This is a genomic window from uncultured Microbacterium sp. (assembly GCF_913776565.1).
In the GTDB taxonomy this organism is placed as follows: Bacteria; Actinomycetota; Actinomycetes; order Actinomycetales; family Microbacteriaceae; genus Microbacterium.
The window spans coordinates 1-9306 of sequence record NZ_CAJYPF010000168.1 but is presented as its reverse complement, the minus strand read 5'-3'; the positions used below and the strand labels follow the sequence as shown (position 1 = coordinate 9306).

The following is a 9306-nucleotide window of genomic DNA, read 5'->3' as shown; positions in this document are numbered from 1 at the left end:
GCGGTACGCAGCAGGCCCTTGGCGTCGGAGGGACTCGAGGGGACCATGATCTTCAGGCCGGGCACGTTCATGAACATCGGGTACGGGCGGTCCGAGTGGTGCGCTCCGGTGTTGAGGCCGTAGAACATCGCCGAACGGAAGACGACGGGCATCGAGGCCTGTCCGCCGAACATGTACCGGTTCTTCGCGACCTGGTTCACGAGCTGGTCCATCGCCATGTAGAGGAAGCTCGAGTACGACAGGTCGACGACGGGGCGCAGGCCCGTCATGGCGGCACCGGCGGCGGCGCCCACGATGCCCTCCTCCGAGATGGGGGTGTTGCGGATGCGGTTGCGGCCGTACATCTGCACGAAATCGCCGGTCTGCGCGCGGGTCTTGCCGCCGCCGGTGGTGCCGTAGACGTTGGCTTCGACGTCCTCGCCGATGATGATGACGCGCTCGTCGGCGTCCATCGCCTCGCGCTGGGCGGCGCCGATCGCGCCGAGGAAGCTCATGACGCTCATGCTGCGTACTCCGAGTCGGTGTAGAGGTCGTCGAAGGCGACCGAGGGGTCGGGGAAGGGGCTGTTCTCGGCGAAGGCGACGGCGGCATCCACCTCGTCGACGATCTCCTGCTCGAGAGCGTCCATGCGCTCGGCGGTGAGGCCGTGCTCGGCGATGAGGCGCTCGCGGAAGAGTTGGATCGGGTCCTTCTTCAGCCACGCCTCCCGCTCGTCGGTGGGACGGTAGTCGGTGCCCAGACGCAGCCCCTCGGAGTGCTCGTTATAGCGGTACGTGACCACCTCGATGAGCGTGGGTCCCTCGCCGGCGCGGGCGCGGTCGACGGCGGTGCGCACGGCCTCGTACACCGCGAGGACGTCCTGGCCCTCTTCGACGCGGATTCCCGGGATGCCGAACCCGGCGGCGCGCTCGGCGATGACACCGCTCGTGACCGTGTGGGCGGGCGTCGAGAGGGCGTACTGGTTGTTCTCGCAGAGGAAGATGACGGGCAGGTTCCACACGCCGGACATGTTCATGGATTCGTACAGCACGCCCTGGTTGGCGGCGCCATCTCCGAAGAAGGCGAGCGCGACGCTGTCGCGGCCGAGCACCTGAGACGACAGGGCGGCGCCCATCGCGATGGGGATCGACGAGCCGACGATGCCGGATTCGCCGAGGCTGCCGACGGCGAAGTCGGCGAGGTGGAGCGATCCGCCCTTGCCCTTGCAGACGCCGTCGGCCTTGCCCTGCAGCTCGGCCATGAGCGGGCCGAGGGGTGAGCCCTTGCCGATCGGGTGACCGTGGCTGCGGTGGTTGCCGGTCATGTAATCGCCGTCGCGCAGCGCCATGGTGGCCCCCACCACCTGGGCCTCCTGCCCGATGGAGGTGTGCACGGTGCCGGGGATGTGGCCGCGCTTGACCATCTTCGACGCCCGCTCGTCGAAGGCGCGGATGCGCAGCATGCGTCGCTGCATCTCGAGCAGGAATTCCTCGTCCATCGATGACCTCTCTGTCCCGTTGGGAATATCTATTCTGTACGTGCGTGACTATTCTAAACAGCTGCCGCGGGTGGCGCAAGCGTCTGCCGCGGGCGGAGATCGCCGATGCCCTCGAGCACGTAGTCGGGCCGGAGGTGCGGCTCGCACCGCAGGACGTCGGCCCGCGTGGCATCGCCCGTGAGCACCAGCGCCGATGAGATGCCGGCATTCACGGCCATCCGCACATCGGTCTCGAGACGATCACCGACCATCACGGCGCTGCGCACGTCGGGGCCGAGGAGCGAAAGGACCGCGTCGATCATGATGCGATCGGGCTTGCCCATGTTGGCCGAGCAGCGCACCCCGGACGTCGCCTCCAACGCGGCGACGATGCCCGCGGCATCCGGCTCTCCCCGCCCACCCGGGAACGGGCAATAGCGATCGGGGTTGGTCGTCACCAGGATCGCGCGGCGGTGCTGCCACAGCGCGTCGAAAGCGATCTGCAGCTTGCGGTAATCGAAGCCGCGGTCGTAGCTGGCGATGACGATGTCGATCTCGGCCGGGTCCTCGCTGATGCGCACACCCGCCTGTTCCAACGCCCGCACGAGGGGCGGCTCGGCGATCGGGAACACCGCCGCCCCCGGATGCTCGGCCCGCAGCCACGCGACCGTGCTCACCACCGTGTTGACGATCTCGCTCCGGTCGACGGGGATTCCCAGCCGCTCGAGCTTGGCGACGTACATGTCCGGATCGCGTGTGGGGTTGTTCGACAAGAACACCGTCCGAGCGCCCCTCGCCCGCAGGTCGGCGAGCATCTCGCGCGCGCCCGGCAGCAGGTCGTCCCCCAGGTAGACCGTGCCATCGAGGTCGAAGAGGTAGGCATCGAACCACATCTCGGGGGATGCGTCAGACATGAGCCACCTCCGCGATGGCCGGGTAGACCGGACGAAGCGCCGGGTAGATCTCGCGATAGGCGCCGAAGAGCTCGGCGTACCGCAGCACACGTGCCGGATCGGGTTCGTACCGGCGTCCGCGGCGCGTCATGGCGGCGACCGCGGCGGCGATGTCGGGGTGCAGTCCCGCACCGACGGCGGCGAGGATGCCGACCCCCAGCGCCGTCGCCTCGTCATGGCCGGCGAGGACGACGGGACGCTGCAGCACGTCGGCGAAGATGCGGCACCACAGGTCGCTGCGCGCCCCGCCGCCCATCGCGACGAAGTCGGCGACCGGCGCGGGGAAGTTCGCCTCGGCCTGCTCGAGGCACCAGCGCAGCTCGAACGCGATGCCCTCGAGCACGGCGCGGTAGATGTGCGCCCGCGTGTGCACTCCCCCGAAGCCGACCATCGCGCCGCGGGCGCGGTGGTCCCAGAAGGGGGTGAGCTGCCCGTTCCAGTAGGGCACGACGAACAGCCCCTCGGCACCCTCGGGCACGGTCGCCGCCTGCTGCTCCCACCAGTCCTCGCGCACGACACCGGCCGGCTCCCCCGCGGCGATCTCCTTGAGGAACCAGGTGACCATGAAGGTGCCGGCGCCCACGAACATCTCGTTGCTCACGGTGCCGGGTATCGCCCCCGACATCGCGCGATAGGACGGGTGCGGGCGGAAGGTCGCTCCGAAGCATCCCGACACCAGGCCCGTCCCCAGGTTGAGGTAGGCGTCGCCTTCGCCGCACACGCCCGCACCGAGCCCGGCCGATTGACCGTCGCCGGCGCCCGCGACGACCAGCACCTCCCGCGGTAGTCCGAGCGAGAGGGCCGCGGCTTCGGTGAGGACGGCGACGGGGGCGCCCGGCTCGACGAGTCGCGGCAGCACCGAGCGATCGAGTCCGATCCCGGCGAGGATCTCGTCGGAATAGTCGGATGCCACGAGATCGACGATCCCGAGCGGATCGGCGCTGGCGATCGAGGTGACCCACTCCCCCGTCAGACGGCGCACGAGGTAGGCGTGCACGTCGACGACGTGTGCCGTGAGGGCGAGTGACTCCGGCTCGTGCTCGGCGAGCCAGTGCAGCTTGTAGAGCGCCGGGGTGGGGTTGGGCGGTTTGCCGGTCAGCTCGTGGATCCGGGCGGTACCCACGCGGTCGACCTGCGCTCCGGCGCGGGCGTCGAGCCACAGCATGGCCGGGCGCACCGCGTCGTCGTGGGCGTCGAGAAGGGCGAAGCTCTCGCGCTGGTGCGTGATCGACAGTGCCGCGATGCTTCCGGGGTCCACCGTCCGCAGGCAGTCGCGTACGGCGTGGACGACGGCGCTCCACCAGTGCTCGGGATCCTGCTCGCCCCACCCGGGCTGCGGGATCGACAGCGGGATGTCGCTGCGCCCCTGAGCGACCGCACGTCCCTGCAGGTCCCAGGCGATGCACTTCGCTCCGGTCGTCGAGCAGTCGATGCCGAGCACGAGCCCGCTCACACCGTCACCCCCGCGGCGGCGCGAGCGGCTCGCACCGCGGCGTCCGCGCGCCCGAGCACGGCATCCACGTCGGCATCCGTCCACCATCCGGCGGCGGCGAGCAGATCGATCACCGTGACGCGATTGCGCATGTAGAGGCAGTTGGCCGCGGCCCAGCGCCAGATGTCAGCGGTGATCCAGGCGCCGAGGTCGTCGCGCGTGAGGGGCGCCCCCGCGACGGCGAGCGAACGCGCGATCGTGGCGCTGTCCGGTCGCATGGCGCCGAGCCCGCGCTCGAGCACGTCCGGGTCGGCGAGCAGGTCGAGGGGCTCGCCGTCCGCGTCCGCCCAGGCCCGCAGCTTGGCCGAGTAGTCGCGCCAGCACTCCGCACCCAGGGCTCCCGAGGGGTCGCACACCGCGAAGGCGTCGCGGACGCGGGCCTCGGCGTCGTCGTCGACCGGCGGCTCGACCGCCCGGCCGCTCCGCGCCTGCGCGAACAGGTGGTCCCATGCCGAGGCGGCGACGACGGATGCCACGCCCACCTGCGCACCGTGCAGTCCGACCTCGTAACCGCGGGCGACGGCGTACATGTCGAGCATGTGGCTCACGAGGTGCTCGACGCCGGACAGGCAGGCCGTCGAACCCGAGATCCCCGTGCCGATGCCGCGGATGGCGAGCACGCGCGTGAGCTGCTCGACGGGTCGGGGTGCCCCCTCGCCCAGGCCCGCGCCCCACTCCGAGGGGTCGCCGGCGAACTCGAGCAGCAGGTCGCGCGGGGTGCTGTGGAAGGTCGTGTCGGTGCCGATCCGCGAGGCGAGCCACCAATCGGCGGGCGCGGTGAACAACGACTGGAGCTCACCGAAGCCCGCGGCGTTGAGGGCGGTGGGGGCGGTGGCGATCACGGTCGTGTCCGCTAGCACCACGTCCGGCCAGCGGGAGTCGATCGTGCGCTTGGCGCCCGCGCGCAGCACGACCGAGACGTTGTCGGTGAATCCGTCGACGGATGCCGCGGTCTGCACGATCACGAGAGGCACGCCACCCGCGCGCGCCGAGGCGACCTTGGCGATGTCCGAGATCGTTCCCGAGCCCACCGACACCACGGCGTCCCGGCCGGCGACGGCGGCGGTCGCGGCATCCAGGGCCTCTTCGTCGACGTGCAGGTGGCCGGGTGTGCCGAGGACGGTCTCGGTCACGTCGAAGTCCTCGGCCAGACGCGCGCGGACGTCGGCCTTGAGGTCGTCCTCTCCCGAGCGGATCCGCGTGTGGTCGATCAGCAGGGCGACGCGCGGTCGCTCCGGAGCGCTCGGTCCGAGGAGCGAGCGGACGCGCCCGGGCGCCTCCGCGGCCGCGCCGGGAGCGATGACCAGCGCTCGCAGATCGAGCGGGACGAGGACTTCGGGTCGCTCGGCATCCGCGATCGCCGCGCGCACGGCGTCGAGATCGGTGGGGTCTGAGATGGCGGAGAACGCGCCCATGTGTCCTGCCTTCGACGGTGAATCGGACGGATGCATATTCATTCGGTGTTTGAATATTGCGTTCTCGGAGTTTAGGAGCGTCGTCGGGACGCGTCAAGGCACGCGAAACGCCCCCTCCGCCGAGGGGGTATCGGACGGGCCGCGCTCAGCCGCGCTCGCGCGCGACGATCTCGATCCGGTTGCCCACCCGCCGGGCGACGCACGACGGCAGGTCGATCGGGCCCTGCCCGCGCCAGTCGATGGCGAGCCGGGCGACCTCGAGGGTCTGCGACCGGGTCAGCGAGACGCCGAACTCGCTCTCGACGACGTAGCGCACGATCCGGTTGCGCAGCGCCGCGGGGTTGGCCGCAAGGGCGGCGACCGAGATCGAGATCCCGGCCTCGGCGTGCTCGACGATGTCTTCGATGGTCTCGTCGATCATGTCCTGGAACGCCGCCGCGTCCTCGCGCAACTGCTCGGCCGTCCGCGCCAGCGCCTCGGCCACACCCGGTCCCAACTCGTCCTCGAGCACGGGCAACACCCGCTCGCGCACCCGCACCCGCGCGTAGGCGGGATCGAGGTTGTGGGGGTCTGCCCACGGCTCGAGCCCCTCGGCAGCGCACGCCGCGACGGTCGTCGACCGGCGCACGCCCAGCAGCGGTCGCAGCCACGCCGGGCCGGTGGCATCCCGTCTCTCGGCCGGCATGCCGCCCAGGCTCGCCGCCCCGGACCCCCGCGCGAGACCCAGCAGCACGGTCTCCGCCTGGTCGTCCAGGGTGTGCCCGAGCAGCACCGCGTCCGCGCCCAGCTCCGCCGCGGCTCGGGCGAGGCCCGCGTACCGGGCGGTGCGGGCGTCGGCCTCGGGTCCGTCCGCCGACCCGACCTCGACCGCGACCACGCGCGCGTCGACGCCGAGCCCGCGCGCCGTCTCGGCCGCTCGCTGCGCCACGGCATCCGATCCCTCTTGCAGCCCGTGATCGATCACGACGGCTCCGACCCGGATGCCGACCCGCCCCGCCTCGAACGCGGTCGCCGCCGTGAGGGCGAGCGAGTCGGCCCCGCCCGACAGCGCCACGATCACGGCACCCTCGCGACCCTCGAGGGCCGCGCGCACGGCGCGGCGCACCTCGGCGACGGCAGGGTCGAGTCCGGGTCGCCGTTCGTGCATGGCGTCCACGCTATCCCTCTCGGCGGAAGGGCCCCCGCGGACACAACGCAGGAAACCCGGGCAGAGCCTTCGGTGGGTTGGCGGGATGTCCCCGGGGCCCTGCACGGATCTCCTGCGTCGTGTCACGGCAGGCACGGACCCGGCGGGACTCAGGCCGCTCCGACTAGGCTGGGCCGCGGAAATCCACAGATCTAAGGAGCACGAGTATGGGCGCGTACGACGCCGTCATCGAGATCCCCCGCGGCAGCCGCGTGAAGTACGAGGTCGACCACGGCACCGGCCGCGTCTACCTCGACCGCATCCTGTACACGGTCTTCGGCTATCCGGCCAACTACGGCTTCTTCGAGAACACCCTCGGCGAGGACGGCGACCCGCTCGACGTGCTCGTGCTGCTCGACCGCGACCTGCACCCCGGCATCCTCGCCAAGGTGCGCCCCGTCGGCGTGCTCAAGATGAGCGACGAGGCCGGCGGCGACGACAAGGTCGTGGCCGTGCTCGCGAAGGACCCGCGCTGGGACCACATCCAGGACGTCGGCGACATCGACGAGTGGACCAAGAAGGAGATCTCGCACTTCTTCGAGCACTACAAGGACCTTGAGCCCAACAAGTGGGTCAAGGTCGATGAGTGGGCGGATGCCGCCGAGGCCGAGCGTCTGGTGGCCGAGGCCTTCACGCGCTTCGAGGAGCACGACGAGCAGACCCGGACGCAGGGTGAGGGCGAAGCGCCCAACACGCTCTGACCTGACGCGCAGGCGACGAAAACCCCCGGTCCGTGGACCGGGGGTTCTCTCGTGCTCTCGATCAGACCGAGACGCCGCGGGCGCGCAGCCACGGGGCGGGGTCGGTCGTTCCGCCGCCGGGAGGGTAGACCTCGAAGTGCAGGTGGCATCCGAAGGAGTTTCCGGTCTGCCCGGTCGCGGCGATCTGCTGCCCGGCCTCGACGCGCTGGCCGTAGGAGACGTAGATGCCGCCGTTGACGATGTGGCCGTAGCCGGTGCCCGATCCGTCGTCGTGCTGGATGCGAATGTAGTTGCCGAAGCCGCCGTTCACGCCGGCGTAGGTCACACGCCCCGCGGCCGCGGCGTAGATCGGCGACCAGCAGCTCGCGCCGAAGTCGAGGCCCAGGTGCCAGGTGCTCGCGCAGTAGCTGGCGTTGCACTGGCCGGAGCGGGGGCCGTAGCCCGACGACGTGTACGCCGAGGACGGGCGCGCCCAGCCGCCGCCGCTGACGCTTCCGCCGCCGCCGCCGCCGGAGTTGCCGCCACCGCCGCCGCCTCCGCCTCCCCCGCTGTTCGACGACGCCGCGGCCTGCCGATCGCGGGCCTCCTGCTCGCGACGCGCGCGCTCGGCGGCGTCACGGGCGGCGGCCTCTTCGCGGGCCTTGCGCTCGCGCTCCTCGCGGGCCTTGCGCTCGGCTTCGACGCCGGCCTGATACTCGGCGACGGTCTTGGCCGTCGTGTCCTGCAGGGCGGCGAGCTGCGCCTCGAGCACGGCCTGGTTGGCCTGCTGCGCCGCGAGGGCCTCTTGGGCGGCCTGAGCGGCCTGCTGGGCGGCCTGCATCTTCTCTTCGGCGATGGCGCGCAGACGTTCGCGTTCCGCGGTGGCGTCGTCGGCCTGACTGCTGAGGTTCTTGGCGCTGTCGCGCGCGGAGACGGCCGCGGCGTACACCGAGCGGTTGCGCTCGAGCAGCTTGTCCATCGTGCCGAGCTTGGCGAGCAGATCGTCGGCGCTCGCGGCGGAGCCGGCGAAGAAGAGGTTGAGCGAGGTGTCGTCGCCGCCCGACCGGTACAGCTGCGCGGCGACCTTGCCGGCCTTGTTCGCCGCGTCCGTGGCCTTCGCGGCCTCGGCGTCGGCCTGCTGGCGCAGCAGCTGCGCGCGGTAGTCGGCGTCCTGGTAGGCCTGCTGGGCGGCGAAGTACTCGTCGGAGCGCGCCTGCGCCTCGGCCTGCGTGCGCGCGACCTCGGACTGCAGCCCCGCGATGAGGTCCTGGATGCGCGAGATCTCGCCGGCCTTGGCGGCTTCGTTGGCCTTGGCGGCCTCGACGTCGGCCCACGAGGGATAGTCGGCCGCCGCGGCGGGAGAGAAGACTCCGGATGCCGCTCCCCCGAACGCGCCGAGAGCGACGGCGCCCAGCGCGCCGAGCTTCAACGCGTGGCGTCGGTCGAAGGTGGGCCACAGGCGCCGCTGCTCACTCGCAGTGGGCGCGCAGCCGCAGTCGTCTGTCTGTTCGGGGCGCTCGAGCGTCACGGGACTACCTCATCTCACCGGTCGCAACTCGGCCCACAGTAGCAACACGAGTCACACGGACAACAGGGTCAGTCCCGCTGTTAACTACTGATTCTGGACCGCGACACGCGCGGACGACAGAACGCCACGCCCCCGATTGGCAATCTCGAAAGATGTGAAGTAGGCTCGGTCGTCGGCAAGCGAGGATGAAATCGCAAGGTTTCAAGCTCATCCGGCCCCATCGTTTAGCGGCCTAGGACGCCGCCCTTTCACGGCGGTAGCACGGGTTCGAATCCCGTTGGGGTCACTTTCCGGTGAAGTACAATTGAAAATGCATGGCCCTGTAGCGCAGTTGGTTAGCGTGCCGCCCTGTCACGGCGGAGGTCGCGGGTTCAAGTCCCGTCAGGGTCGCTCCACAGCGACGGGCCTTCTTTCGAGGAGGCCCTTCGTGTAGGAAGCGGCAGACATGCCGCTCGGCTCTGTAGCTCAGTTGGTAGAGCGCACGACTGAAAATCGTGAGGTCACGGGATCGACGCCCGTCGGAGCCACACGGCTGATCATTACAGTCAGCCCAGAAACCCTCGCCTAGCTTCTACATGGCGGGGGTTTTGCTTTTC

At 70.7% G+C, this 9306-nt stretch carries 7 protein-coding genes, 3 tRNA genes and 1 pseudogene; 4 read left to right on the top strand and 7 right to left on the bottom strand.

What is annotated here, in order from left to right; translation table 11 throughout:
* The 6 genes and pseudogenes from QZ433_RS09495 to tilS form a co-directional block, all read right to left on the bottom strand.
* A pseudogene (locus QZ433_RS09495) lies at nucleotides 1-503 on the bottom strand (alpha-ketoacid dehydrogenase subunit beta); the annotation flags it as partial.
* The gene (locus tag QZ433_RS09490) at nucleotides 500-1477 is read right to left on the bottom strand and encodes a thiamine pyrophosphate-dependent dehydrogenase E1 component subunit alpha (RefSeq protein WP_295782483.1); all 978 of its coding nucleotides are present in this window, start codon (nucleotides 1475-1477) and stop codon (nucleotides 500-502) included. The gene QZ433_RS09490 and the pseudogene QZ433_RS09495, both read right to left, overlap by 4 nt.
* Nucleotides 1478-1530: 53 nt before the next feature.
* Nucleotides 1531-2370, bottom strand: coding sequence for an HAD-IIA family hydrolase (locus tag QZ433_RS09485; RefSeq protein ID WP_295782482.1), 840 nt, complete (start codon nucleotides 2368-2370; stop codon nucleotides 1531-1533).
* Nucleotides 2363-3862: an FGGY-family carbohydrate kinase gene (locus QZ433_RS09480; protein ID WP_295782481.1), complete on the bottom strand. Its 1500-nt coding sequence runs from the start codon at nucleotides 3860-3862 to the stop codon at nucleotides 2363-2365. The genes QZ433_RS09485 and QZ433_RS09480 overlap by 8 nt, the downstream gene beginning before the upstream one ends.
* On the bottom strand, nucleotides 3859-5316 hold the full coding sequence (locus QZ433_RS09475) for an iron-containing alcohol dehydrogenase (protein ID WP_295782480.1): 1458 nt from the start codon (nucleotides 5314-5316) through the stop codon (nucleotides 3859-3861). Before QZ433_RS09475 ends, QZ433_RS09480 begins: the two co-directional genes overlap by 4 nt.
* Before the next feature lie 145 nt (nucleotides 5317-5461).
* On the bottom strand, nucleotides 5462-6463 hold the full coding sequence (gene tilS, locus QZ433_RS09470) for a tRNA lysidine(34) synthetase TilS (RefSeq protein ID WP_295782479.1): 1002 nt from the start codon (nucleotides 6461-6463) through the stop codon (nucleotides 5462-5464).
* 206 nt (nucleotides 6464-6669) lie between these two features.
* Here tilS and QZ433_RS09465 point away from each other — a divergent pair, with 206 nt between their 5' ends.
* Nucleotides 6670-7203, top strand: a complete 534-nt coding sequence (locus QZ433_RS09465; protein ID WP_116537352.1) for an inorganic diphosphatase — start codon at nucleotides 6670-6672, stop codon at nucleotides 7201-7203.
* Between the two features lie 61 nt (nucleotides 7204-7264).
* Here QZ433_RS09465 and QZ433_RS09460 read toward each other — a convergent pair whose 3' ends face one another.
* On the bottom strand, nucleotides 7265-8710 hold the full coding sequence (locus tag QZ433_RS09460; protein WP_295782478.1) for a peptidoglycan DD-metalloendopeptidase family protein: 1446 nt from the start codon (nucleotides 8708-8710) through the stop codon (nucleotides 7265-7267).
* A gap of 213 nt (nucleotides 8711-8923) precedes the next feature.
* On the opposite strand from QZ433_RS09460, the gene QZ433_RS09455 reads away from it, so the two are divergent.
* The 3 genes from QZ433_RS09455 (at nucleotide 8924) to QZ433_RS09445 (ending at nucleotide 9237) form a co-directional block, all read left to right on the top strand.
* Nucleotides 8924-8996 (top strand) — tRNA-Glu (locus QZ433_RS09455).
* Nucleotides 8997-9026: 30 nt separating this feature from the next.
* Nucleotides 9027-9100, top strand: a tRNA-Asp gene (locus tag QZ433_RS09450).
* A 64-nt stretch (nucleotides 9101-9164) separates the two neighbouring features.
* Nucleotides 9165-9237: transfer RNA gene (locus QZ433_RS09445), tRNA-Phe, on the top strand.
* The last annotated feature ends 69 nt before the right edge of the window (nucleotides 9238-9306 follow it).

Excerpts from the sequence above, each read along its gene's own strand:
- QZ433_RS09490 (WP_295782483.1), bottom strand. The coding sequence starts at position 1,477 with ATGGACGAGGAATTCCTGCTCGAGATGCAGCGACGCATGCTGCGCATC.
- QZ433_RS09485 (WP_295782482.1), bottom strand. The coding sequence starts at position 2,370 with ATGTCTGACGCATCCCCCGAGATGTGGTTCGATGCCTACCTCTTCGAC.
- QZ433_RS09475 (WP_295782480.1), bottom strand. The coding sequence starts at position 5,316 with ATGGGCGCGTTCTCCGCCATCTCAGACCCCACCGATCTCGACGCCGTG.
- tilS (WP_295782479.1), bottom strand. The coding sequence starts at position 6,463 with ATGCACGAACGGCGACCCGGACTCGACCCTGCCGTCGCCGAGGTGCGC.
- QZ433_RS09465 (WP_116537352.1), top strand. The coding sequence starts at position 6,670 with ATGGGCGCGTACGACGCCGTCATCGAGATCCCCCGCGGCAGCCGCGTG.